Genomic DNA, 24,866 nt, shown 5'->3' with positions numbered 1-24,866 from the left:
CTGCGCGCGGGCGCCCTGTGGACGACGACCCGGCTAAGGCAGGTCGAACTCCCCTGCGCGGACACCGGCGACGAACGCAGCCCACTCCCGCGGCGGGAACACCTGTGCTCCGAGGGAGCGGTCCTTCGTGTCACGAACTGCTACCGCGCCATCGGTCAGGACTGCCACTTCGACGCACCCGGACGAGTTGCCCTGGTTCCCGCTGAAGCTGCTCTTGCGCCACAAGGCCCCGGTCAGGTTCACGCCCGCCCCTTCCGGGCGCTACGCCCGATCGAGTACCTCGCCTACCAGCTTCACCGAGTCGGCTGGGCTGAGCGCCGCCGACTGCAACCGATCGAAGGTCAGAGTAGCCCGCCCCACCTCGATTTCCTTCTCCACTTGCGTGGCGCCGAACGCGTGCTCGGCGTAGGCGAGGTCGGGTTCGCCCAGGTGGCCGAAGCTGAGGATGGAGAATCCGCCGTCCATACCCAGGTGCGCTCCGATCCGGAAGGGCAGCACATGCACCGTGACGGTCGGCAGCTCCGCGGCGATCAGCAGGTGTTCCAGCTGCGCGCGCATCGCATCGGGCCCACCGACCGGGCGCAGCAGTACGGACTCGTCGAGGACGGCCACGAGCTCTAGGGGTTCCTCGTCGGCGGTGAGCCGGCGCTGCCGGTACATGCGAGCTGCCAGCTCGTTTTTCAGTTTCTCCGAGCTGCGGGCGAGCACGGAGGTGGCGAAGACCGCCCGTGCATAGTCGGCGGTCTGCAGAAGGCCCGGCACATAGGCCAAGGTGTACTCGCGGGCCAGGCTGGCCTCCGCCTCGAGAGGCACGTAGCCGCGGTCATCGAGCCCGAACGCCCGCCACCACCCCCGTTGCATCGCCTCGCGCCGCAGCTGGTGGATGTACTCGGCGTGGTCACCGCCGAGGTCGTAGAGGTCGAGCATCCCGTTGACGCCGTGCTTGTCGACCCCCTGCAGCCCGTTCTCGATGCGGCTCAGCTTGCTCGTCGACCACTCCAGCCGGTCCGCCGCAACCTCGAGCGAGTAGCCAGCCGCCTCCCGCAGCCGCCGCAGCTCGCGCGCCAGTTGCCGGCGCCGGATCACCGATCCACCCATCGCCCCGCCCGCTCCCGTGTCCGTCCGGACACGGATCGTGACAGACGGGCCGCCGGGAACGGGATTGCAGATCACGGGTGGTGCGGGCCGACGCCACGCGCCGCGCTGTCGGGGACTGTCACTACGCTGACCGCCATGCTCATCGGGGCCCACGTACGCGAGGAGGACCCGCTCGCCCTCGCGGCGGAACGCGGGGCCGACATCGTCCAGATGTTCCTGGCCGACCCGCAGGGCTGGAAGAAGCCGCCGTCGCACCCGCAGGCCGAACAGCTCCGCACCGGCGACCTTACCGTCGTCGTGCACTCCCCGTACGTGGTCAACCTGGCTTCCCTCAACAACCGCATCCGCATCCCGTCGCGCAAGCTCGTCGTACAGCACACCGATGCGGCCGCCGAGGTCGGTGCGATCGGGCTGGTCGTGCACGGCGGCCACGTCACCCAGGGCGAGGACGCGGCGAAGGGCTTCGAGAACTGGCGGAAGTTCATCGAGCGCCAGATGGGCGACGGCGGGTTCGCCGTGCCGATCTTCATCGAGAACACCGCGGGCGGCGACAACGCCATGGCCCGCCGGTTCGACGCGCTGGCTCGGCTGTGGGACGCGGTCGGCGAGTTCGGGGTGGGCTTCTGCCTCGACACGTGCCACGCGTTCGCCGCGGGGGAGGACCTCGTCGACGTCGTTGACCGCGCCAAGGCGATCACGGGCCGGATCGACCTCGTGCACCTCAACAACTCGCGCGACGAGTTCGGGTCGGCGCGCGACCGCCACGCCAACATCGACGAGGGCACGATCGAGCCGGATGTCCTCGCCGCCGTGTGCGCCGCTGCCGCGGCCCCGGTGGTCGTCGAGACGCCGGCCGAGGGCCAGGCGAGCGACATCGCGTTCCTGCGCGAGCGGCTCGGGTCGTGACCCACGACCGAGCTCGGGAGGTCACCATCGAGCCCGGCAGCGTCGGGCCTGCGTCCGGCGAGCCTCGGCGAGGAGACGGCGCGACGGACACCGCGATAGGCGCGGCCAATGGCGAGCCCATGGCGCGCTCCGCAGGGGCCACCCGGAAGGTGCTCGGCGGGGGGGCGCTCGTCGTGCTCGTGCTGCTCACCGGCTTCACGCTGCTGCTCGGCTACGCCAACAAGGCCCGCTGCACCGGGCCGGAGTTCGACGCGGCGGGCCGCAGCGGCCCCGACTACGAGCTGCGCGTCGACCGCGACGTCTGCTACTCCGACATCCAGCACCTGTGGCTGGGCCGCGACATCGACAAGCACGTCTTCCCCTACGTCAGCGGCTCGATCACACCGGACGGGCAGCTCGTCGGGGGCACCGTCGAGTATCCGGTTCTCACCGGGCTGCTGATCTGGGCCGGGGCGCTGTACGCCCACAACGACGCCGGGTTCCTGCTCGGCTCAGCGCTGCTGATGGCCCCGTTCGGGCTCCTCACGGGCTACATGCTCGGCCGGTTGACGAGATGGCGGGCGCTGCTCTGGGCGCTCGGCCCGCCCATGGTGCTCTACGCGTTCCACAACTGGGACCTCCCCGTCGTCGCGTGCGCGGTCGGTGCGGTGTTCGCGATGCACGGATGGCGCACCGACCGATCGCTCGCCGACCGCGGCGCGTTGGCGGCTGTTCTGCTCGGGCTGGGCTTCGCGTTCAAGCTCTACCCGGGCGCGTTCGTGCTGCCGCTCGCGCTTTACGTGCTCACCGCCTCCCGTCCCGGCCGTCTCGACTGGCGCGGCGCCCTGCGGGTGCCGCTCGCCGCTGCCGTCGTCGTGTTGCTGGTCAACCTGCCGTTCGTGCTCGTCGGCTACGAGGGTTGGCGGGCGTCGATCACGTTCCAGCAGCTGCGCAAGGTCGACCTCACTACCAACTCGATCTGGTACTGGGGTCTCCGCCCGGAGTCCAATCCGGAGAACATCGACTTTCAGACCACTATGGACTGGCTCTCACCAGGGCTCGTGCTGCTGTCGTTCGCCGTGGCCGTCGCGGTCGGCTGGTGGCGCTGGCGGCGCGACGGCGTCTACCCGTGGATCGGCGTGAGCGCAGCGATGCTGTGCGGCTTCCTCCTGCTCCACAAGGTGCACTCGCCGCAGTACACGCTCTGGCTCCTACCGTTCTTCGCGCTCCTGCAGGTGCCGTGGCGGTGGGTCATCGGGTATCTGCTTGTCGACCTCGTGATGGGCATCGGGATCTTCCGGTGGTTCTACACACTCAAGACCGGTGTGGGCGTCGGGATCTACGAGGGGCTCGCGGCCCAGGCCGTCTCGATCGGCGTGTGGGGGCGTGCTGCGCTCCTGGTGGTGCTGTTCGTGGTTTTCCTGCGCATCCCCGACCGGCTCGCGGCCACCCCACTCCCCCGGCGCACGCCGCTCGCCTGGTCGGTACCGGGCACCTCGTAGCTCCGTAACCCACTGGCTCGAAGGGTGCTCCTAGCGCCAGGCGAAGACAGGCTGCTCCAGGTGCGCCACCCGCGTGGCCCGCCCACGGAGCACCACCTCGCGGAACTGGTGCAGCACGGCCCCGGTCGGCGCGTGCACGAGGCTGCCGAGGAGCGGCAGCTGGATCACCGGCGCCTCCGACTCCGGGATCGAGACGTACCGGGGCTCGACATCGAGCTGCTCCAGCGACACTCGGTACAGCGCACCGACCTCGGCGGGGTTGGGCCGCAGCTGCAGGTCACCGCCGGCCCAGAGCACGACGGGTGTGATCACGTACCCGGAGCGGGTGGCGTAGTCGTCGAGCAGGCCGAGCTCCGCATCGGCGCCGAGCGTGAGCCCGAGCTCCTCGGCGAGCTCCCGCCGCGCCGCCTCGCCGAACGTCTCCCCCGGATCCGCGCGCCCACCGGGCAGCGCCCACTGCCCGGGATGCCCGCGCAGGTTCGTGGCCCTGCGGGTGAGGAGGATCGACGGCCCGTCGACCAGCACGATCGCGACGGCGGCCGGCTTGAGATCCTGTCGGTCGGCCGCCTGCCGCTCGAAGGCGTGCAGGGCGGCGGTCACGCGCTCGCGCAGTGCGGAGTCCACCGCCCGATCGTGCCCCACCGGCCTACGCTCCCCGCATCTCGAGTGCGCACGGCTACTCCGCAACGCCGTTACCCGCACACCTCGTGCGGTGGCCACGAACCAGATCACTGACCCGCGACTCCGAGCCGCGCCTCCGCCCGGCGCCGCGCCGCGGGGAGGGCCAGCGCCGGGGATCGGGTGTGCGACGGTCCCGGCCAGTCCGGGTCGTCGCGATGCGGGTCGGCGGACGACGAGCCGCGGACCGGATCGGCGCCAGGCCGCAGCACGGAGCGCACCACCAGCACGCACAGCAGCACGACGAAGGCGTCGCGCAGCACCACCGCACCGAGGAACCACTCAGGCGGAAGCCCTCGGTTCTCGGGGGTCAGGTAGTAGAACATCCGCGGCACCCAGACCAGCGCGTCGACGAGCATCCAGGCGAACAACAATCGCCAACGCGGGAGTGCGAGCACGGCGAGCGGCACCAGCCACAGCGAGTACTGCGGGCTCCACACCTTGTTGACCAGCAGGAACGTGGCCACCACTAGGAACGCCAGCGAGGCCACCCGCGGCGGCCGGGGCGCACGAAGGGCAAGCAGCGCGATGCCGGCACAGCACACCACGAACAGCGCCGCGATGACGGCGTTCAGGACGACCGGGGACTGGCCGTCGGTCAACTCTCCGTCGAAGCCGGCCCAGCCGGTGAAGTGCTGGACGACGAAGTACAGCGAGTCCGGGTCGGCGATCCTGGTCTGGTTGAGCCGGAAGAACTCCCACCAGCCCGTGGGGAACGCGATCGCGACCGGCAGGTTGACCGCGACCCAGGCGATCGCCGCTCCGCCGACCGCCTTGACGGCAGGGCCCGGGTCGCGGCGCCGGACCGCGACGAGCAGCACCGGTAGTAACAACATCAGCGGGTAGAGCTTGAACGCCCCGCCGATCCCCAGCAGGACCCCGGCCAGCACCGGTCTGCGCCGGGCCAGCGCCAGCATCCCCCCGGTGGCGCAGGCGACCGCCAGCGCGTCGAAATTGGTGAACACGTGCACAGCCGCCAACGGGGACAGGGCGACGAGTGCGGCGTCCCACGGGCGGTTCGGGCGGAGCAGGCGGACCGCCCAGACGACAGCCAGCCACGCGAGTGCGAGCCACGCCGCGGAGATGTCGAAGTACACGACCACCGGGAGACCGGACGGGAGCAGGGGCACCCACTGGGCGAGCCACAGCCAGCCGTCGGCGAGCCGGGCGTTGGCGTACTGGAAGAAGCCGGTGAGTACCGGGTACTCCATGTAGCGGACACGCTCACGATCCGTGCCCGCGTTCTCGGTCCACGGGTCGCGATAGGGGAGCGCTGTGGCCTTGTCGAGGTTCTCGATGCCGTACAGCGGCACGGTGTCCGAGTAGCACATCGAGACGTACTGGCGGCCGTCCCGCCAGTCGAGCGCCAGCCCTCCGCCCTCCACCGAGTGCTGCTGCAGGCACGGGGCCTTGCCGAGCCACCCGGAGGCCAGCACCACCACGGCCATCAGCAGCACGACGCGCAGGGGCGTCCAGAACCGGCTGCGGCCGACGATCGCGTGCGCGCCGAGCGGTCCGCCGACCATCCGGCTGGCCGTCGCTGCGAGCGGCTCGGTCCACGTCGGAACGACCCGTGCTGGCGCCCCGGGCGACCCGGCGCCCCGGCCGGGCTGGGTCACCCGTTGTTGTCGCTTCCGCTGCCGCTACCACCGCCGCCGGATAGCAGGCCCCCGCTGTCGCTGTTGCGGCCAGAGCGATTGTTGTTGTTGTTGTTGCTGCTTCCGTTGTTGTTGTTGCTGCTGCCGTTGTTGTTGTTGTTGCCGTTGTTGTTGCTGTTGCCGTTGTTCGAGTTGTCGTTGTTGTTGTTGTTGCCGGAGTCCTGGGAACTGGTCGGTGGCGTGGACGTCGCGACCGACCCGGACGTTTGCTCACCCGAGCCGTAGCCGGTCGGCGGCGTGCCCATCGGCACGAACCGGGAGAAGGACTCCTTGGGTGTGCCCTGCAGCGCGGAGTTCATGAACTCCTGCCACATCTGGCCGGGCAGCATCCGGCCGTAGATCGGCCGGTTGCGCGAGTCGCGGATCGCCTCGCTGGTGTCGGTGCCGAGCCAGACCGCGGTCGAGAGGGAGGGTGTGTAGCCGACCGTCCAGGCGTCCTTGTTGTCCGAGCCGGTGTCGCTCTGCTGAACGGTACCGGTCTTCGCAGCAACCGCTCGCCCGCCGTCCAGAGGGAAGCTGGACGACCGGGCGACGTCGAGCATCGACTCCGTGACGTTGCGGGCCACCTGCTGCGGAATCCGCTGCTCGCCCTCGTTGGTCTCGTGCTGGTAGAGCACGCGGCCGTCGGCCGCGGTGACCTTGGAGACGATGTACGGCTGGCGGTACACGCCGTCGGCCGCGAAGGTCGCGAACGCCGACGCCATGTCGATCGGATGCACCTCCTGGTCACCGAGCGCGATCCCACCGGTCGCCGGCCTATCCAGCACGTCGTTCGGGATGCCGACGCTGTGCGCGGCGTCGATCACCTTCCTCAAGCCGGTGTCGAGCGCCATCTTGTAGAAGACCGTGTTGATCGACTTCGTCATCGCGTACTTCACGTCGCACTGGTTGCAGTCGACGCCCTCGGAGTTGTCGACCGGCGCGCCGCCCGGAACGAACACCTGGCCGGACCGCCCGTCGTAGATGGACCCCAGCCCGACGCCGTTGCCCGCCTGCAGGGCCGCCGTCAACACAAAGGGCTTGAACGACGACCCCGGCTGGCGCACCGCCTCACCCGCATAGTCGATCGCGAGACCCTGCGAGCCGCCGTAGTAGGCGACGATCGCGCCGGTGCGCGGGTCGATCGAGACGAGCGCCTCGCGCAGGTTCTCCGGCTGGCCCTTCATGACATTGTTGATCGCGTCGACGGCCTGCGCCTGCTGCGGCTGCTGGATCGTCGTGTTGATCGTCAGACCGAGGGTGTTGATCTGCTCCTCGGTGATGCCGTGCGAGGCGAGCTCGGCCATGGCCCGCTCGTAGATGTGGTAGCGGTCGTCGCCCGGCATACCTGTCGACGCCTGGGTCGTGGGCTGCCAGTCGGTGGGGAAGACCTGCTGCGCGCGCTCCGAGGCATCGAGCCAGCCCTGCTCGACCATCCCGTCGAGAACGAAGTTCCAGCGGACCTGGGAGCGGTCGAGGTTCTTTGCGGGGTCCCAGGCGGACGGAGCCTGGATGAGGCCGGCCAGCATCGCGCCCTCGGAGACCGTCAGATCCTGCACCGGCTTCTTGAAGTAGGCCTTCGACGCCGCCTGGATGCCGTAGGCACCCCGGCCGAACGGGATCGTGTTGAGGTAGTTCTCGAGGATCTGGTCCTTGGTCTGCTCACGGGAGATCTTCACCGCGAGCACGACCTCGCGGTACTTGCGCCACAGGGAGATGTCGTCCTGGCCCGTGGACACCTTCACGTACTGCTGGGTGATCGTGGAGCCACCACCCACGCCGCCGGTGAGCTGGTTGAACACCGCACGCCCGATGCCCATGAAGTCGAAGCCGGGGTTGGAGTAGAAGGAACGGTCCTCCGCCGAGAGCACAGCCCGACGCACGTTCTCGGGGACCTGGTCGAGCGTGACCGACTCGCGGTTGATCCGTTCGTCGCCCGTGCCCGCCGGACGGAGGGTGGCGAGCTCGGTGGTGCCGTCGGCGAACGTGAACCGGGCGACCTGGGCGACCGCCGCCTCGTCGGATGTCGGTACCGGGATGAAGATCCACCCCAGGACGAACGCGATGAAGGGCCCCATCACCAGCATGCCGAGCGCGATGTAGACCCACTTGCGGATGCGCCGCCACAGGGTGGGCGGCTTGCCGTCCGTGGCCTTGGCCGCCTTGCGGCCGGCGGGGCTGTGCCGCGAGCGGCGGGGTTCGATCCCGGGAGGCGGACGCTCAGCCAGGGCAACGCCGCCGGCCCGCGTGGCGTCGCCACCGTGTCCCCGCGCCACCGACGCGGCGCCCGTCTCCTCGTGGGTGAGCAGCGGCATGTCGCCGGACTGGTACGGCGCACGAGGCTCACCAGTGCCCGGCGGGCCCTCGGGACGGTAACGCTGGGGAGGTACCCGTCCGCCCTGATGCACACCGGGCGGTGTGGGGCCCGGCCCCTGCCGCGGGCCGCCGGGTTGAGGCGGTGGCGGGCCTTGTTGGTAGGGGCCGCCGTTGCCGCCGGGAGCGGGCCGCTGCGGGTGGGGAGGCCCGCCGTTCACCGGGGGGCGCGGGGGAGCGCTGGCTCGTGGGCCCTCGGGTCGAGACGGTGGCGGCCCCTGGGGAACTCGCGTTGCGCCCCGGGACGCGTTGAACCGGGGGTCGCGTTGATCACTCACCGCTGCTCCGGGGGTTCGGGGACGGGGGAGGGGGTCACTCTGCTGCGGTCCTGCGTCGGTCTGGCCGGCGCCCGCTGGTGTCGGGAGCGTTGCCGCTGCCCATGACGTATGAGAGCACCAAGTGGTTCCAACTGCAGGTGCGGCAGACCTCAACCACATACACGGAGAAGTCGGCGTGTGAGTTCGCGAGCAGTTCGATCTCCTCTGGTTTGCGCGCCGAGCCCGCCGCGTGCTTCAGCGTGTCGCCGAAGATCCAGGAGACCTGGGTGAGCCGTTCCTTCCGGCAGACGGGACACGTGCGGTCGGTGGCCTCGCCGTGGAACCGGGCCGCCCTGAGCAGGTACGGACTGGCGTCGCAGACCTCGACCACCCCGATGCGACCGGCGTGGACCTCGGCGAGCAGCGCGCGACGCTGCAACGCGTAGTCGACCACCTGCCGCTGGATGCGCACGCGATCAGGGTACGCGGGCTGTCACCCCCGTCATCCAGAACTCCTCGGGCGAACTCGATCAGAAGGTGACCGACGTCTCGGCACAGCGCGGTGATGTATCGCGCCGATATACTCGGGTACCCCATGGCGATGGGGCAGCGGAGGGAGGTCGGTCGTGTTGGAACTCGCGATCCTCGGCCTGCTCCAGGAGGCGCCGGTCCACGGGTACGAGCTCCGCAAGCAGCTCGGCCTGCGGCTCGGTGGGTTCCGGGTGTTCTCCTACGGCTCTCTTTACCCGGCACTGCGCAGGCTCACCCGCGCCGGCCTCATCGTGGAGGACCCGGAGCAGCAGGTGCCGGAGCCGGGTACGTGGTCGCGCCGGAGCAGGCGCGTCTACCGGATCACGGCGGAAGGCAAGGAACGGCTTTCGGAGCTGCTGTCGGAGGCCGGACCGAGCGCGTGGGACGACGACGGTTTCGGCGTCCACATCGCCTTCTTCTCCCGCACCCCCGCGGAAGCGCGCATGCGCATCCTCGAGGGCCGCAGGCGGGCGGTGGAGGAGCGCCGGGAGGGCCTGCGCGCGGCGCTGAGCCGGGCCGGCGAGCAGATCGACCGCTACACCCAGGAGCTGCACCAACTCGGGCTCGACACGTGCGAGCGCGAGGTGCGATGGCTCAACGAGCTGATCGCCACGGAACGGGCGACGCAGGACGGTGCTTCCGGCCACAGCGCCGCGCCGCGAGGCAGCACCGAGCACAACGATGCAGGGCAGACAGGAACATGAGGAGGAACCGGCCATGAGTCAGGTCCGTGTCGCGGTCGTCGGGGTCGGGAACTGCGCGGCGTCGCTCGTGCAGGGTGTGCACTACTACGCGGACGCCGATCCCGCCACGCGCGTCCCCGGCCTGATGCACGTCGACTTCGGCGGGTATCACGTGCGGGACGTGACGTTCGTCGCGGCATTCGACGTCGACGCCAAGAAGGTCGGTCGAGACCTCTCGGAAGCGATCTTCGCGAGCGAGAACAACACGATCAAAATATCCGACGTTCCCCCGCTCGATGTGCCCGTGCAGCGCGGTCACACCCTCGACGGGCTCGGCCGCTTCTACCGGGAGACGATCAGCGAATCCGATGACGAGCCGGTCGACGTGGCGCAGGTTTTGCGCGACACCGGCGCTGACGTGCTCGTGTCGTACCTGCCCGTCGGGAGTGAGGCCGCCGACCGCTTCTATGCGCAGGCGGCGATCGACGCCGGCGTGGCCTTCGTCAACGCACTGCCGGTATTCATCGCCTCTGACCCGGTCTGGGCCGAGAAGTTCCGCGCCGCGGGAGTGCCGATCGTCGGCGATGACATCAAGAGCCAGGTCGGTGCCACGATCACGCACCGGGTGTTGGCCAAACTGTTCGAGGACCGCGGTGTGCAACTCGACCGCACGATGCAGCTCAACGTGGGCGGGAACATGGACTTCCTGAACATGAAGGAGCTGGAGCGGCTCGAGTCGAAGAAGATCTCCAAGACCCAGTCGGTGACCTCCCAGGTCGACCGCGACCTCGGCCGGGACAACGTCCACATCGGCCCGTCGGACTACGTGGCGTGGCTCGACGACAGGAAGTGGGCCTACGTGCGGCTCGAGGGCCGCGCGTTCGGTGATGTCCCGCTCAACCTTGAGTACAAGCTCGAGGTCTGGGATTCACCGAACTCCGCCGGGATCATCATCGACGCCGTCCGGGCGGCGAAGCTCGCCAAGGACCGTGGTATCGGCGGCCCCCTTCTCTCGGCGTCGAGCTACTTCATGAAGTCCCCTCCCGAGCAGTACAGCGACGATCAGGCCCGTGAGGCCGTAGAGGCGTTCATCCGCGGCGAGCGGGAGCGTTGATCTGATTCCCGGGCCCCGGCCGTGGCACATTCGCCGCAGCCGGGGCCCTACGGCGTCTGCGTTGCGTGATAGCTCCATCACGTTTCGCGACGAATTTCCCGATCAAGGGATAGCTTGATTACTTCGGTTCTGCAACAATTTCCGACGTTCCGACTGCTTCCGTTCCGGAAACGACTTCACTCGTTCGCCCCAATCACCCAGAACATCTCAGTGTATTGCGGCGGCGGATCACCCGGTATGGAGTAGCCGGATAGATCGATATCGGGCCGATTCGTGTGCGGGCGCTGGGCATTTCGGGTGCACCATCCCCACGGAGTGTCACTGGACCGCCGACACCAATTGAGACATTCGTCACGCCCACGAACGATATGCGTTCGTAATGTGTCTACGGCCCTGCGGCACCGCCGCTCAACCGGAACGACGGACACAGGGTCACCACTGGACGGGTAGGGGTGGCACGGGCCAGGTACGCCGAGGGACCGTGCGCCGTAGCCCATTGCGGCACCAAGGCCGGGGGGAGCCTTTAGCGCCGACGTCCTGCGGTGCTCACTCCAAGGACCCCACACGTGTCCCCCACGATCAAGCACAGACACCGTCGATCTGTCGTACTCCGAGCCGCGGTCGTGGCGAGCACCACCGCAGCAGCCGCCATCCTGGGCGCTCTGCCCGCTGCACCCGCCACGGCCGCCCCGGCCACCCTGGCCACGACCGTCACGCTGGCCGTCCCGGTGGCACCCGTCACGAACGTCGCTCCGGTCCTGGCCCCGGCCCCCGCGGTGCCGACCCGCCGGGCAGTCTCGTCCGCCGTCTCCTACGCCATGGGCAAGATCGGTGCCCCGTACCGCTGGGGTGCGGAGGGCCCGAACGCGTTCGACTGCTCCGGGCTGGTCCAATGGTCCTTCAAGAAGGCTGGAATCAACCTGCCCCGTACCAGCCGACAGCAGTCGCGCGTCGGCACTCCGGTGGCGAAGTCCGACCTGCGCCCCGGCGACCTGGTCTTCTTCTACCGCCCGGTCAAACACGTCGGGATCTACATCGGCGGCGGCAAGATCGTGCACGCGAGCAACAAGAGGAACCCGGTGAAGATCTCGGACCTCAGCCGGATGCCCTTCAACAGCGCCCGTCGCGTCAGCTGAGCGACCGAGCGGGCCGGTCCGGACGCCAACCCCCGGTCCGGACGCCAACCCCGGTCCGGACGCCAACACCGGCGTCCGGGCCGTGCGGCTCGGCTGACCTGCCTGTCGAGTAGCCCGTCCCGGCCATCCGCGTAGAGTTCCGGGACGTGACGGAGCCTGATGGTCGCCCCCTCGCGCTCGTCACCGGCGCGTCGCGTGGGATCGGCCGCGCCGTCGCGTGGGCGATGGCTCCCAGCCACGACCTCCTGCTCGGTGGCCGGGACACCGCGGCGCTGGAGGCACTCGCCACCGAACTCCCGGGCTCGCGACCGTGGCCCGTCGACCTCACCGACAGCGCCGCGGTCGCCGCGGCGGTAGGCGGGATCGAGCGGCTCGACGTGCTCGTCCACTCCGCCGGCGTCGGGATTCTCGGCACGGTCGCCGACACCCCGGCCCAGACCTGGCGGCACCAGTTCGAGGTGAACGTCGTGGCGGTCGCGGAACTGACCCGCCTGCTGCTGCCCGCGCTGCGCACCGCCCGCGGCAGGGTGGTGATGCTGAACTCCGGCGCTGGGCTCAACGCCCGCCCCGGCTGGGCGTCGTACGCCGCGAGCAAGTTCGCGCTGCGGGCCTTCGCCGACGCACTGCGCGCCGAGGAGGCCGAAAACGGCGTGCGCGTCACGTCGGTGCATCCCGGGCGGGTCGACACCGAGATGCAGCGCGCAGTGGTCGACCAGGAGGGCGACGTGTACCGCCCGGAGAAGTACCTGCGGCCCGAGTCAGTGGCCGGGGCAGTGTTGCTCGCCGTCACCGCACCGGAGGATGCCGCGCTCACCGACCTGGTGTTGCGGCCGGCGGGATCCTGACCCCGGGGGCAGCCGATCGGTTGACCGAGGTCGGTCGCGTAGACGACGCCGCAGTGCTTCTGGTGCCCCTGCTCACCGGCAGGCGCGCGAGCACCGGCTGCGGCGCCGGGCACTGACCGGCGTCTCGCCGGTGATGGACGGGAGACCCGGCCTACACCACCACGTTGACCAGACGGCCCGGCACCACGATCAGCTTCCGCGGCTCCCCGCCCGCCAGTGCGGCGACGACCTTCTCGTCGGCCAGCGTGGCCGCCTTCACCTGGTCGGTGTCGGCGTCGGCAGACACCGTGACCCGGGACCGCACCTTGCCGTTGACCTGGATCGGGTACTCCACCGTCTCCGCCACCAGGTACCGCTCGTCGGCCACCGGGAACGGCCCGTGCGCCAGTGAGCCCTCGTGTCCGAGCAACGACCACAGCTCCTCGGCGACGTGCGGGGTGAGCGGCGCCATCATCAGCACCAGCGGCTCCGCCACCGCCCGCGGGACACCGGTGCCTCCGTAGGCCTTCGTCAGGTGGTTGTTGAGCTCGATCAGCTTGGCCGCCGCCGTGTTGTAGTGCAGCGCGGCGTAGTCGCTGTGCACGCCCGCGATTGCGCGGTGCAGCGCCCGCAGCGTCTCGGCGTCGGGCTCCTCGTCCGTGACACGGGACTCACCGGTGCGCTCGTCCACCAGGTTGCGCCACACGCGCTGCAGGAACCGCTGCGAGCCGACGACGTCGCGGGTGGACCAGGGGCGGGAGACCTCCATCGGGCCCGTGGACATCTCGTACAGGCGGAAGGTGTCGGCGCCGTAGCGCTCGCACATCTCGTCCGGCGTCACCACGTTGCGCAGCGACTTGCCCATCTTCCCGTACTCCCGGCGCACGACCTGGCCGTTCCACGTGAAACGCCCGTCCTCGCCCTCCACGACCTCCTCGGCCGGCACGTACGCGCCCCGGGCGTCCGTGTAGGCGTAGGCCTGGATGTAGCCCTGGTTGAACAGCCGGCGGAACGGCTCCTCGGAGCTGACGTAGCCCAGGTCGAACAGCACCTTGTGCCAGAACCTGGCGTACAGCAGGTGCAGCACGGCGTGCTCCACCCCGCCGACGTACAGGTCGACGCCGCCCGGGTCGCCCGGCCGCGACGGGTCTCTGCCCATCCAGTAGGCCTCGACGTCCGGGTCGACGAAGCGCTCGTGGTTCTCCGGGTCCAGGTAGCGCAGGTAGTACCAGCACGAGCCGGCCCACTGCGGCATCGTGTTGGTCTCGCGCCGGTAGTGCTGCGGCCCGCCGCCCAGGTCCAGGTCGACCTCCACCCAGTCGGTGGCCCGCGACAGCGGCGGCTCCGGCTCGGTGTCGGCAGCCTCGGGGTCGTAGGTCTTGGGTGAGTAGTCGTCGATCTCCGGCAGCTCCACGGGCAGCTGGTCGTCGGTCAGCGCGATCGGCCCGTCGGCGTCCCAGATGATCGGGAACGGCTCACCCCAGTACCGCTGGCGGGAGAACAGCCAGTCGCGCAGCTTGTACTGGACGACCGCCTCACCTGCCCCGCGTTCGGCCAGCCATTCGGTGATCGCCCGCTTGGCCTCGGTGACGCCCATGCCGTCCAGGCTGATCTCGGCGTTGGCCGAGTTGATCGCCGGACCGTCGCCGGTGAACGCCTCGCCCTCCCAGCCCTCGCTCGGCTGGACCGTGCGTACGATCGGCAGGCCGAACGCCGTGGCGAAGTCCCAGTCGCGCTGGTCCTGCGCGGGCACGGCCATGATCGCGCCGGTGCCGTATCCCATCAGCACGTAGTCGGCGACGAAGACCGGGATCTGCTCGCCGTTGACCGGGTTGGTGGCGTAGGCACCGGTGAAGACCCCGGTCTTCTCCCGGTTCTCCTGCCGGTCCAGCTCGGACTTGCGGGAAGCGGCATCCCGGTAGGCGGCCACGGCCTCGCGCGGGGTGGCGGCCCCGCCGCTCCGGCGCGTGTCAACACCCGCCGGCCACTGCTCGGGCGTGATCGCGTCGACCAGCGGGTGCTCCGGCGCCAGCACCATGTAGGTGGCGCCGAACAGCGTGTCCGGGCGGGTGGTGAAGACCTCGATCGGCGTCTCGACGCCGACGACGGGGAAGCGGACCTGCGCTCCCTCGGACCTGCCGATCCAGTTGCGCTGCATCGACTTGACCGAGTCGGGCCAGTCCAGGCGGTCCAGGTCGGCCACCAGCCGATCGGCGTAGGCCGTGATCCGCATCATCCACTGCTTCAGGTTGCGGCGGAACACGGGGAAGTTGCCCCGCTCGCTGCGCCCGTCGGCGGTGACCTCCTCGTTGGCCAGCACCGTGCCCAGGCCGGGACTCCAGTTCACCGGAGCCTCGGAGATGTAGGCCAGGCGGTGGGAGTCGATGATCCGGCGCTGCTCGGCCGAGGTCAGCTCGCACCAGCCGCGACCGTCCGGCGTGCGCCTCTTGTCCTGCGCGTACTCGGCCTCCAGCTCCGCGATGGGCCGGGCCTTCCGCTGCTGCTCGTCGTACCAGCTGTTGTAGATGCGCAGGAAGATCCACTGCGTCCAGCGGTAGAACTCGACGTCGGTGGTGGCGACGGAGCGGCGGTCGTCGTGACCCAGGCCCAGCTGGCGCAGCTGTGCCTTGTAGCGCTGGATGTTGTCCTCTGTGGTCTTGCGCGGGTGCGTGCCCGTCTGCACGGCGTACTGCTCGGCAGGCAGGCCGAACGCGTCGAAACCCATCGCGTGCAGCACGTTGCGCCCGGTCATCCGCAGGTAGCGGCCCAGCACGTCGGTGCCGATGAAGCCCAGCGGGTGGCCGACGTGCAGCCCGGAGCCGGACGGGTAAGGGAACATGTCCAGCAGGTAGACCTTGTCGCCGTCCGCGGCATCGGGGTCGGCCCACGGGCCCGACGGGTTGGGCGCGTGGAACGTGCCCTCCTTCTCCCACCGGTCCTGCCACCGCTGCTCGATCTGCGCGGCCAGCGCAGCGTTGTAGCGGTAGGGCAGGTTGCTCTCCGCGTTCTCGCTGCCCGCGGCGCCGGCGCGCTCCCGCGCGGCTGCGCTCGTATCCGTGCTCATGTCCCGCTCCTGGGAAGTCCGTGGTGGCCCGAAAACCAGAAGACCCCTCCGCCACTCGGGCGTGAGGGGTCGGCCGCGCCATGGCGTTTATGCACGCTCAGTGCGGCGCGGCCTCGAGAAGAAGTCGACGTGCCACGCAACCAGGGTAACGCCGCTGGCGGGCGCCCCGCGATCGGGTTCACCTAGGCTGGGCGCCGTGCCGCCGCCCGTTCGCATCGTCCTCGGTTCCCTGCTCATGGTCGCAGGCGTCGCGCTGATCGCCGTCGCACTGCTCGGGCTGCGGCGTAAGCTGCCCCGCAACCGCTGGTTCGGGGTGCGGACGAGCGCCACTCTGCGCTCGAACGCCGCGTTCACCGTGGCCAACCAGGTGGCTGGGGCGCCGCTCGGCGCGGCGGGAGCGGTCGCCGCGGCGGGCGGTGTTGCCCTGCTTGCCGGGGCCGACGGCACGCTCGCGTGGGCATTGCTCGCCGTGAGCGGCGCCGGCGCCACCGTGCTGGCCGGTGTCGGCGGGGTGGCGGGCGACCGGGCCGCCTCCGCCGTGCAGCCCGCGCCCCTGGAGCCGTCGGCGTGCGCCGGCACCTGCGCCGGCTGCGACCTGGTCGCCGGTTGCCGCGACGCGACGGCCGGGGCCAACGCGGCGGCCGACCGCGCCTGAGGGCGCGTCAGTTCTGCCGGACATCCGCAGGGAAGGTCGCGAGCAGCGAGAGCGGCATTCCCTGGCGCCGGAGCACGTGGCCCCAGAGGCGAGTGTCGTGGTGGTTCAGCACGTCGTCCGGCAATGCGGGCACGACGATCCAGTCGCCTCGGTCGATCTCCCCGGCCAGCTGGCCGGCACTCCAGCCCGAGTAGCCCGCGAACACCCGCAGCCCGCGCAGGCGCGGGGCGATGTGGGACGGGTCGGAGTCGAGGTCCACCAGCGCCACCGGCCCTCGCACCGCCACCAGGCCGTCCACGGACCCCGGGTCGTGTCCGGTGCGCACGGCAGCGAGGCAGAGCGCCGTCTCGCTCTCCACCGGCCCGCCGACGAACACCGCGGACGGCTGCGCCGACAGCGGCGCCCACGACGGCAGGACATCGCGCACCGTCACCTCGCTCGGCCGGTTGAGCACCACGCCGAGGCTGCCGCGCGACCGGTGCTCGATCATGTAGATCACGGTGCGCCGGAAATGTGGATCGAGGAGCCCTGGGGCGGCTACGAGCAAGGTGCCCGGCGCCACCTCCGAGCCAGGAGCCGAACCGGAGCGGTCGTCCACCACGCGGACCATCGTCGCACCCGCGCAGAGGCGTAGCCTTCCGCCCGTGCCGACATCGGGACCGCCGACGCCACCGGGGTCCGTCACGGCACCCGACACGTCCCCGGGGCCTGCTGCTGGTTCCAGCCATGAGACCAGCGCGGACACGCGGCTGGGAGTAGCGGGCCTCCTGCGTACCCGGGGCTACCGGCGGCTGCTCGCAGTCCGATTCACCACCCAATGGGCCGACGGCATGTTCCAGGCCGCGCTCGGCGGCGCCGTCCTGTTCAACCCGGAGCGGCAGGCCGACCCGCTCGCCGTCGCGGCCGGGCTCGCGGTGCTCCTCCTGCCGTACTCGCTGATCGGGCCGTTCGCCGGGGCGCTGCTCGACCGGTGGGACCGGCGCCGTGTGCTGCTCGGCGCCAACCTCGTGCGGGCCGGGCTCGTGGTCGTCGTGGCCGCCGTCGTCTACGTCGGGATCGGCGGGCCGGCGCTCTACCTCGCCGCGCTCGCGGTGGCCGGGGTGAGCCGGTTCATGCTCTCCGGGCTCTCGGTGGCGCTCCCACACGTGGTGCCGCGGCGGCACCTGGTGGAGGCCAACACCCTCGCCGTCACCGTCGGGTCCGGCATGACGGCACTGGGCGGGGCCATGGCGATCGGCGTACGGGCACTGACCGGGCCCGGCAACACCGGCTCTGCCGTCACGACCCTCGTCGCCGTGGTCGGCTCCCTGGTCGGGGCGGTGCTCGCCGCCGGGTTCGCCAGGGGCAGCCTGGGTCCCGACCGCACGGACCGGAGCACGCGCACCGTGGTCACGGTCCTGCACGGGTTCTTCGACGGCGCCAGAGCGACGGCCGCCACGCCCTCGGTCGCCGCATCGTTCCTCGCCCTCGCTGCCCACCGGCTCTCGTTCGGGATCACCACGCTCCTGACGCTGATGCTCTTCCGCTACGTCTTCACCGACTCGGGCCCGTTCCGGACCGGGCTCGCCGGCGTCGGAGAGGCTCTGGTACTCGCCGCCGCGGGCCTCGGTGTCGCCGCGCTCCTCGCGCCTTGGATGGTGCGCCGCTGGGGCCGGCCGTGGACGGTGCGAACCGCCCTCCTGACGGCCACGGTGGCGCAGCTCGCGCTCGCTCTGCTGCTCTCCATGCCCGCGGTCCTCGTGGCGGCCTTCGTGCTCGGTGCGACCGGCCAGATCGTCAAGCTCTGCACGGACGCCGCGGTGCAGAGCGAGGTGGGGGACGCCGTGCTGGGGCGCGTGTTCGCGCTCTACGACATCGTCTTCAACGTCGGGTACGTGGTGGCGGTGTCCGCTGCGGCCCTGCTCAGCCCACGCGACGGGTGGGCGCCCTGGCTGTTCGGTGCGGCCGCGGGCGTCTACCTGCTGGGCCTCGCCGCCCACGACCGGCAGCTGCGACGGGCGCGCCCCGCCCCGGCCTGAGCGCGTGTGGCTCAGCCGACGCCGTTCTCCGCCGCCCAGCGGCGCAGCTCGGCCTCCGCCTCGTCGCTGGACAGCGGGCCGCGCTCCATCCGCACCGCCAGCAGGTGCTTGTACGCCCTGCCCACCTGCGGGCCCGGCGGGATGCCGAGCAGCTCCATGATCGCGTTGCCGTCGAGGTCCGGACGGATGGCGTCGAGCTCCTCCTGCTCCCGCAGCAGGGCGATGCGCTCCTCGAGCGAGTCGTAGCTGCGCTGCAGGGCGGCCGCTCGGCGGCGGTTGCGGGTGGTGCAGTCGGAGCGGACAAGCTTGTGCAGCCGGTCCAGCAGAGGGCCGGCGTCGGTGACGTAGCGGCGCACGGCGGAGTCGGTCCATTCGCCGCTGCCGTAGCCGTGGAAACGCAGGTGGAGAAACACGAGCTGGGCCACGTCCTCCACGACGGCCTTGGAGTAGCGCAGCTCACGCAGCCGCTTGCGCACCATCTTCGCCCCGACCACCTCGTGGTGGTGGAAGCTCACGCGGCCGTCGGGCTCCTTGCGCCGGGTGGCCGGCTTCCCGATGTCGTGAAGGAGCGCGGCGAGCCGTAGCACGAGGTCCGGCCCGTCCGTCTCGCGCTCGATGGCCTGGTCCATCACCACCAGCGAGTGCGTGTAGACGTCCTTGTGCTGCATGTGCTCGTCGATCGCGAGCCGCATCGCGGGAACCTCCGGCAGCACCTGCTCGGCGAGGCCCGTGTCGACCATCAGCTCGATCGCCCGCCGCGGGTGCATGCCGCAGATCAGCTTCGACAGCTCGACCTGCACGCGCTCGCGGGTGATCCGGGCCAGCTCGCCCGCCATCGCGGTCATGGCCGCCACCACACGCGGGGCCGGCGTCAGCCCGAGCTGGGAGACGAACCGCGCCGCCCGCAGCATGCGCAGGGGGTCGTCGGCGAAGGACACCTCCGGCGCGGCGGGGGTGTCGAGGTTGCCTGCGGCCAGCGCGGCGAGCCCACCGTGCGGGTCGACGAAGGTGCGCTCCCCACCCGTGAGCTCCACCGCCATCGCGTTGACGGTGAAGTCGCGCCGCATGAGGTCGTCCTCGATCGTGTCGCCGAACGCGACCACCGGGTTGCGGGTGACGCGGTCGTAGGCGTCGGCGCGGAACGTGGTGATCTCCACGGCGGTGCCGCGCTTGCGGGCGCCGACGGTGCCGAAGGCGATGCCGGTCTCCCACACCGCGTCCGCCCAGCCCTCGAGCACTGCGAGCACGGCGTCGGGGCGGGCGTCGGTGGTGAAGTCCAGGTCCTCGGCGGGCCTGCCGAGGAGCGCGTCGCGGACGCTGCCACCCACCAGGTACAGCCGGTGCCCGGCCGCGTCGAAGCGTGCGGCCAGCTCTTCGGCCGCTGGTCCGACCCGAACCAACTCCACGACGGCATTCTCCTGGGCGCGCAGAAGATCGGCTGGAACGGCGGCCGCATCGGAGGCGGACGCCAGAGCGGCGGCAGACACGGCGAATCACTTTACTTCGGCCGGGGCGAACCGAGCGACGAGGCCGGGTCATCTGAATCGGGCGCGCGGCGCGGGCCAGGCACTTCAGCGGGAAGCCTCGTTACCATCGCCACATGTCCACATCCCGCGGCCGCTCCGGGGGGCGCCGCGCGGGTCGCTCCTCGGATCGCCGTCGGCGGCTCCGAACCGTCGACGAGACGTCGGCCGGGGGCCTGGTCGTGGACCACGAGCGCGGCATGGCCGCGGTGATCGGCCGCCTCGACCGGCGCGGCAGGCTGCTCTGGTCGCTGCCGAAGGGCCACATCGAGTCCGGTGAGACCGCTGAAGAGGCGGCGGTGCGCGAGGTCGAGGAGGAGACCGGCATCATCGGCCGCGTGGTCGCACCACTGGGCACCATCGACTTCTGGTTCGTCGCCGAGGACCGCCGCGTGCACAAGACCGTGCACCATTTCCTGATGCGCGCGCTCGGCGGTGAGCTCTCCGACTCGGATATGGAGGTCTCCGAAGTGGCGTGGGTCCCACTCGACGAGCTCGAGTCGCGGCTCGCCTACGCCGACGAGCGCCGGTTGATCCGGCGGGCTACCGAACTGTTGGAGGAGACGGCGTGAAGCCGGTCGCGGCCGTGGTCGCGATCACCCTGCTCGTGCTGAGCGGGCTGCTCGGCGCGCTTCCCCTCGCCGGGGCGGGCGGCGTCGCGCAGGCCGCGGAGTCCGGCGCGCCCGCGATCGTCTCCAACCAGGCGCCCGGCGACGGGCCCGTCCGCCTGGACCTCGCCCAGGTCTCCCCGCGGGTGGTCACGGTGAGCGGGCCGCGCACCCTCACCGTCACGGGCACGCTGACCAACACGGGCGACCAGCCGGTCAGCGACCTCATCATCCGCGCGCAGCGCGGCAACCCACTCCCGACCGAGGGAGCGCTCCGCGACGCGCTCGACGGGCGCGGCGCCACCGACGCCGTCACACCGCAGTTCGTCCCGATCCCCGGCGAGATCGCACCCGGCGGCCAGATCCCCGTGCAGCTGACCGTGCCGTTGCGCGGCCCGACCGACACGAGCCTCGCGCTCTCCTCCACCGGGGTGCACGAGCTGCTGATCAACGTCAACGGCGCCCCCCGCGACGGGGCCACAGCCCGGCTCGCGGCCGTCCGCATGCTGCTGCCGGTGCTGTCGCTGCCGCCCGACCCGGCCGCCCCGAACGCGGTGCCTGCGGCCCCGACCGGCGGGGCCGCCCCGTTCGCGATGCTCTATCCCGTCACCGACGCCCCTCGGCGCATCCCGACCGTTCCCGGTGAGTTGCCGCTGCTCACCGACGACCAGCTGGCCGCGTCCTTCGCGCCGGACGGCAGGCTCGGCGGGCTGGTCTCCGCACTGGCGCAGAGCGCCATCGGCGGCTCCCGGCTACGGGCGGCCACCTGCGTGGCCATCGACCCCGACCTGGTGGAGACCGCGTCCCTGATGCGCCAGCCGGCCGGCTACCAGGTCCGCCTCCCCGACGGGAGCACCGCACCCGGCACGGGGGGCGAGGCAGCCGGCCGGTGGCTGGACCAGCTCGCCGCCGTGGCCAGGACCGGCTGCGTGATTGCCCTGCCCTACGCCGACGCCGACCTCGTCGCGCTCACGCGTGGCGGTATGAGCGACCTCGCGGTCCGCGCCGTCACCGACGGCAGGACGGTCCTCAACGACATCCTGCAGATCACGTCGGTGCCCGGAGCCACGTGGCCCGTCGACGGCGTGGCCGACGAGCCGACGCTCGCCGCGATGGCCCAGGCGGACGGACGCTCCGTCGTGCTCTCGGCCGATGGCGTCCAGCAGGGCAGGACCCAGCGCACCAGCGGAGTCGTCCCGCTCGCCGGCGGGCGCACCCCTCAGTTCGCCCTGCTCACCGACCCGCTGCTCACCAAGGCAGCCGCCGGGCCGGGTGCGGTGAACATGCAGGACACCGACCATGCCACCGGCTCTGTCCGGGCCGCGTCGGGCGCTTCCTCGACCCCTGCCGGTGGCCCGGGCCCGCTGTCCACACAAGACCTCATCGGCGCTCTCGCGTTCCGCACCGGGGAGCCACCGGACGCCGCGGCGCGCAGCGGTGGGCCGCTCGTGCTCGCCCCACCCCACAACTGGATGGCGGACGGGGCGGCCGCCGACGCCCTGCTCGGCGCCGTGAACCAACTGCTCGACGCGAACCGGATCGTGCCGAGCGGGCTCGACGCCGCGCTCGCCGCCGGGCCGCCGCCCGGTGCGGGCGCGCTCATGCCGACGTACCCACTCCAGGCCGGCGGCCAGGAGGTGCCGAGCGCCGCCGTCGACGCTTTGCGGGGCACCGCCGCGGACATCACCGACCTCGAATCGGCTGCCGTCCCGGACGCCGGCGTCGGGGTCAGCCCCGAGGAGGTGTTCACGCCGCTGCGGCACGGCCTCCTGCGCCCGGTGTCCGCGGCGTGGCGGGGCCGCCCGGAGGCCGCGACCGCCGCGTCCCATGCCGTCGCCGACCGGGTGGCCGAGCTACGTGCCACCGTGCGGGTACTGGAGCCGCCCAGCCCCTACTCGCTCGGCACGTCCAACGCGCCGATCCTCATCACACTCACGAACGGGCTCCCGGTCACGGTCCAGGTGCACGTCGAGATCTCCTCGTCGTCAGGCTTGCGGGTGGCCCCGATCGATCCCCAGCTCGTGCCGCCATTGGGCCGTCGGCAGGTCCGGGTGAGCGCCGAGGTGGTCCGCGCCGGCCAGTTCACCGTTCAGGCTTCCGTGCGTACGCCAGACGGTAAAATTCTCGGTCCGGCGAGCCGGTTGCGAGTGCAGTCCACCGTCTACGGCACCATCACCGTGTGGCTGACGGCGAGCGCGGGCGTATTGCTCGTGGTGCTGGCGGGCCGCCGGGTGCTCCGCCGGATCCGTGGCGAGCCGGGCAAGGGCAAGACCAACGGCCAGGACCTCCCGGTCCCGCCAAGTGGCTCCCTCCCCGCCACCCCGGCGTCCCGCCCGGACCCGTCCCCGCACCACCGCCCGGGCCCGAGGGCCAACCGGAGCGGGGACCCTTTCCCCGACCCCCTCGCGGCCACCGACCGACTCCCGGTCGCCAACCCGCGCCCCGACGGCCCGCCTCGCCCTCCCGGCCCACCCCGCGTCCCCAGCCCATGATCGGTCCCGCTCCCGACGACAACCCGACGGAGCGGCTGACAGTGATCGGGCCCGAGCCGTCCATCGGCCGGGCGAGCAGCGTGATGGCGGTTGCCAGCCTGGTCAGCCGGATCACCGGGTTCCTTCGGCAGGTGGCGCTGTTCACCGCGCTCGGCGCCACGATCCTCAACGACGCCTACACGGTCGCGAACACGCTGCCCAACATCGTGTACGAGCTGCTGCTCGGCGGCGCGCTGAGCAGCGTCATGATCCCGCTGCTCGTGCGGGCCCAGAAGGAGGACCCCGACGGCGGGGAGGCCTACACCCACAAGCTCATCACGCTGGCCGCAGTGGCGCTCCTGCTGGCCACCGCCATCGGCGTGGCGGCGGCCCCGCTCCTGACCCAGCTGTACATGGGTGCCGGAGCGACGTCCACGGCAGACCCGGAGCTCGCCACCACACTGGCCTACATGCTCCTGCCGCAGATCTTCTTCTACGGCCTGGGGGCGATCCTCGGGGCGATCCTCAACAGCAAGGGCGCGTTCGGGGCGTTCGCGTGGGCGCCCGTGTTCAACAACGTCGTGGTCCTCGGGGTGGTCGCCGCGTACCTGGTGGTGCCGGACGATGCGCAGCTGCTGGTGCTCGGCGTCGGCACGACCATCGGGATCGTGGCACAGACGCTCGTGCTGCTGCCGGCGTTGGGGCGGGGCGGGTTCCGGTACCGCCCGCAGTGGGGCTGGGACCAGCGGCTGACGCAGGCGAGCGGGCTCGCAGGGTGGGCCCTGCTCTACGTCCTCATCGGGCAGGCCGGGCTCATCGTCACCACCCGGATCGCGACCAGCGCAGACGGCGGCGCCTACGCGATCTACTCGAACGCGTGGCTGCTGCTGCAGGTGCCGTACGGCGTGCTCGGGGTCTCGCTGCTCACGGCGCTGATGCCGCGGATGAGCCGGGCCGCCGCCGACGGCCGCACCGACGACCTGGCCGCAGACCTCGGGCTGGGCAGCAAGCTCGCCTCGGTGCTGCTCGTCCCGATCTCTGTGCTCCTCACCGTGTTCGGCACCGCGGTCGGCGTTGCGCTGTTCGGGATTCGGTCCGGCAACCTCGAGGGGGCGAACGATCTCGGCGCCGTGCTCGCCATCTCCGCGTTCGGGCTCCTGCCGTTCGCTATCACGATGCTGCAGCTGCGGGTGTTCTACGCGCTCACCGACAGCCGAACCGCCACGCTGGTGCAGCTGTTCACGGTCGGGGTGAAGATCCCGTTGATGCTGGCCTGCCCGATCCTGCTCCCGCCGGAGAACGTGGTGCTGGGGCTCGCCGCAGCCAACAGTGCCTCCTTCGTGGCCGGCGCCGTGCTCGGGCAGATCCTGCTGCGCCGCAAGCTGGGCCAGGTCCCGACCGGCGCGGTCCTTTCCACGACCGCGCGCACGCTGCTCGCGTCGCTGATCGGGGTGCTGCTCGCGGCCGGTGTGGTGGCACTGCTCGACGCCGGACCATTCGCCGCGCTCACACCCCTGGCCAGGGCCTGGAGTGTGCTCGGGGTGGCGGTGTTCGTCGGCGGGCTGATCACGGTGCTCGGTATGTGGCTACTGCGGGTGCGCGAAGTGACGTCCATAACACAACGGCTCGAACGGCTCGTCGACCGGAGGAATGCTCGGCGCCGGACTTCGGCCTGACGTAGGCTGCCCTGGGGCGGATCGTGGGTTCGCGCGCGCATCGCGGGGAGGGCGGAACTGTGAGTGAGTTGGCGAGCCCACCTTCTGGTGCGACCTCGCCGCACGGGACAGCTCCGGCCGCAGATGCGGAAGT

20 protein-coding genes are annotated in these 24,866 nt (G+C 71.2%); 11 read left to right on the top strand and 9 right to left on the bottom strand.

Annotation, left to right across the window (positions count from 1 at the left end):
- Window positions 1-33: 33 nt before the first annotated feature.
- Together ABD143_RS05980 and ABD143_RS05975 are read right to left on the bottom strand one after the other, a co-directional pair.
- On the bottom strand, window positions 34-243 hold the full coding sequence (locus ABD143_RS05980; RefSeq protein WP_379659609.1) for a DUF397 domain-containing protein: 210 nt from the start codon (window positions 241-243) through the stop codon (window positions 34-36).
- Window positions 244-261: 18 nt separating this feature from the next.
- Window positions 262-1,098 (bottom strand): helix-turn-helix domain-containing protein, encoded by an 837-nt coding sequence (locus ABD143_RS05975; protein ID WP_343972331.1) that lies wholly within the window; start codon window positions 1,096-1,098, stop codon window positions 262-264.
- A 135-nt stretch (window positions 1,099-1,233) separates the two neighbouring features.
- Here ABD143_RS05975 and ABD143_RS05970 point away from each other — a divergent pair, with 135 nt between their 5' ends.
- Both ABD143_RS05970 and ABD143_RS05965 read left to right on the top strand, forming a co-directional pair.
- Window positions 1,234-2,004 carry a deoxyribonuclease IV gene (locus ABD143_RS05970; protein WP_343972329.1) on the top strand — a complete coding sequence of 257 codons (771 nt, stop codon included), beginning with the start codon at window positions 1,234-1,236 and terminating at the stop codon, window positions 2,002-2,004.
- A 119-nt stretch (window positions 2,005-2,123) separates the two neighbouring features.
- Window positions 2,124-3,485: a glycosyltransferase 87 family protein gene (locus ABD143_RS05965; RefSeq protein WP_343972326.1), complete on the top strand. Its 1,362-nt coding sequence runs from the start codon at window positions 2,124-2,126 to the stop codon at window positions 3,483-3,485.
- A 30-nt stretch (window positions 3,486-3,515) separates the two neighbouring features.
- Here ABD143_RS05965 and ABD143_RS05960 read toward each other — a convergent pair whose 3' ends face one another.
- The 4 genes from ABD143_RS05960 to ABD143_RS05945 form a co-directional block, all read right to left on the bottom strand.
- Window positions 3,516-4,109: an NUDIX hydrolase gene (locus ABD143_RS05960; protein ID WP_379659608.1), complete on the bottom strand. Its 594-nt coding sequence runs from the start codon at window positions 4,107-4,109 to the stop codon at window positions 3,516-3,518.
- 104 nt (window positions 4,110-4,213) lie between these two features.
- A complete protein-coding gene (locus ABD143_RS05955) occupies window positions 4,214-5,689 on the bottom strand; it encodes a glycosyltransferase family 87 protein (RefSeq protein ID WP_343972323.1) in 1,476 nt (491 codons plus the stop codon).
- Window positions 5,690-5,778: 89 nt separating this feature from the next.
- The gene (locus ABD143_RS05950; RefSeq protein ID WP_343972321.1) at window positions 5,779-8,115 is read right to left on the bottom strand and encodes a transglycosylase domain-containing protein; all 2,337 of its coding nucleotides are present in this window, start codon (window positions 8,113-8,115) and stop codon (window positions 5,779-5,781) included.
- A 370-nt stretch (window positions 8,116-8,485) separates the two neighbouring features.
- Window positions 8,486-8,902: a DUF5318 domain-containing protein gene (locus ABD143_RS05945; RefSeq protein WP_343972319.1), complete on the bottom strand. Its 417-nt coding sequence runs from the start codon at window positions 8,900-8,902 to the stop codon at window positions 8,486-8,488.
- A gap of 154 nt (window positions 8,903-9,056) precedes the next feature.
- Here ABD143_RS05945 and ABD143_RS05940 point away from each other — a divergent pair, with 154 nt between their 5' ends.
- The 4 genes from ABD143_RS05940 to ABD143_RS05925 all read left to right on the top strand — a co-directional run bounded on the left by ABD143_RS05940 (window position 9,057) and on the right by ABD143_RS05925 (window position 12,739).
- Entirely contained in the window at window positions 9,057-9,665 is a 609-nt protein-coding gene (locus ABD143_RS05940; protein ID WP_343972317.1) for a PadR family transcriptional regulator, read from the top strand.
- A gap of 13 nt (window positions 9,666-9,678) precedes the next feature.
- Entirely contained in the window at window positions 9,679-10,758 is a 1,080-nt protein-coding gene (locus ABD143_RS05935) for an inositol-3-phosphate synthase (protein WP_343972314.1), read from the top strand.
- 623 nt (window positions 10,759-11,381) lie between these two features.
- Complete coding sequence (locus tag ABD143_RS05930) at window positions 11,382-11,894, top strand: C40 family peptidase (RefSeq protein WP_343972311.1); 513 nt, start codon at window positions 11,382-11,384, stop codon at window positions 11,892-11,894.
- Between the two features lie 146 nt (window positions 11,895-12,040).
- Window positions 12,041-12,739 (top strand): SDR family oxidoreductase, encoded by a 699-nt coding sequence (locus ABD143_RS05925; RefSeq protein ID WP_343972309.1) that lies wholly within the window; start codon window positions 12,041-12,043, stop codon window positions 12,737-12,739.
- Window positions 12,740-12,890: 151 nt separating this feature from the next.
- Here ABD143_RS05925 and leuS read toward each other — a convergent pair whose 3' ends face one another.
- Window positions 12,891-15,782: a leucine--tRNA ligase gene (gene leuS / locus ABD143_RS05920; protein ID WP_343972307.1), complete on the bottom strand. Its 2,892-nt coding sequence runs from the start codon at window positions 15,780-15,782 to the stop codon at window positions 12,891-12,893.
- 196 nt (window positions 15,783-15,978) lie between these two features.
- Here leuS and ABD143_RS05915 point away from each other — a divergent pair, with 196 nt between their 5' ends.
- On the top strand, window positions 15,979-16,437 hold the full coding sequence (locus ABD143_RS05915) for an SdpI family protein (RefSeq protein WP_343972305.1): 459 nt from the start codon (window positions 15,979-15,981) through the stop codon (window positions 16,435-16,437).
- A gap of 7 nt (window positions 16,438-16,444) precedes the next feature.
- On the opposite strand, the gene ABD143_RS05910 is transcribed toward ABD143_RS05915, so the two are convergent.
- Entirely contained in the window at window positions 16,445-17,047 is a 603-nt protein-coding gene (locus ABD143_RS05910) for a YqgE/AlgH family protein (RefSeq protein WP_343972303.1), read from the bottom strand.
- A 34-nt stretch (window positions 17,048-17,081) separates the two neighbouring features.
- Here ABD143_RS05910 and ABD143_RS05905 point away from each other — a divergent pair, with 34 nt between their 5' ends.
- On the top strand, window positions 17,082-18,455 hold the full coding sequence (locus ABD143_RS05905; RefSeq protein ID WP_343972301.1) for an MFS transporter: 1,374 nt from the start codon (window positions 17,082-17,084) through the stop codon (window positions 18,453-18,455).
- Between the two features lie 11 nt (window positions 18,456-18,466).
- On the opposite strand, the gene ABD143_RS05900 is transcribed toward ABD143_RS05905, so the two are convergent.
- The gene (locus tag ABD143_RS05900; RefSeq protein ID WP_343973378.1) at window positions 18,467-19,927 is read right to left on the bottom strand and encodes a CCA tRNA nucleotidyltransferase; all 1,461 of its coding nucleotides are present in this window, start codon (window positions 19,925-19,927) and stop codon (window positions 18,467-18,469) included.
- Between the two features lie 128 nt (window positions 19,928-20,055).
- Here ABD143_RS05900 and ABD143_RS05895 point away from each other — a divergent pair, with 128 nt between their 5' ends.
- Genes ABD143_RS05895 through murJ form a run of 3 tightly spaced genes read left to right on the top strand, consistent with a single transcriptional unit; the run spans window position 20,056 to window position 24,733 of the window.
- Complete coding sequence (locus tag ABD143_RS05895) at window positions 20,056-20,550, top strand: NUDIX domain-containing protein (RefSeq protein WP_343972299.1); 495 nt, start codon at window positions 20,056-20,058, stop codon at window positions 20,548-20,550.
- Window positions 20,547-23,078 (top strand): DUF6049 family protein, encoded by a 2,532-nt coding sequence (locus ABD143_RS05890; protein ID WP_343972297.1) that lies wholly within the window; start codon window positions 20,547-20,549, stop codon window positions 23,076-23,078. The genes ABD143_RS05895 and ABD143_RS05890 overlap by 4 nt, the downstream gene beginning before the upstream one ends.
- On the top strand, window positions 23,075-24,733 hold the full coding sequence (murJ, locus tag ABD143_RS05885) for a murein biosynthesis integral membrane protein MurJ (RefSeq protein ID WP_343972294.1): 1,659 nt from the start codon (window positions 23,075-23,077) through the stop codon (window positions 24,731-24,733). The genes ABD143_RS05890 and murJ overlap by 4 nt, the downstream gene beginning before the upstream one ends.
- Window positions 24,734-24,866: the final 133 nt, after the last annotated feature.

The sequence above is a fragment of the Pseudonocardia aurantiaca genome, from assembly GCF_039526725.1.
Taxonomy (GTDB): domain Bacteria; phylum Actinomycetota; class Actinomycetes; order Mycobacteriales; family Pseudonocardiaceae; genus Pseudonocardia; species Pseudonocardia aurantiaca.
The sequence above is the reverse complement of the archived record's forward strand: the minus strand, read 5'-3'. Positions and strand labels throughout refer to the sequence as shown.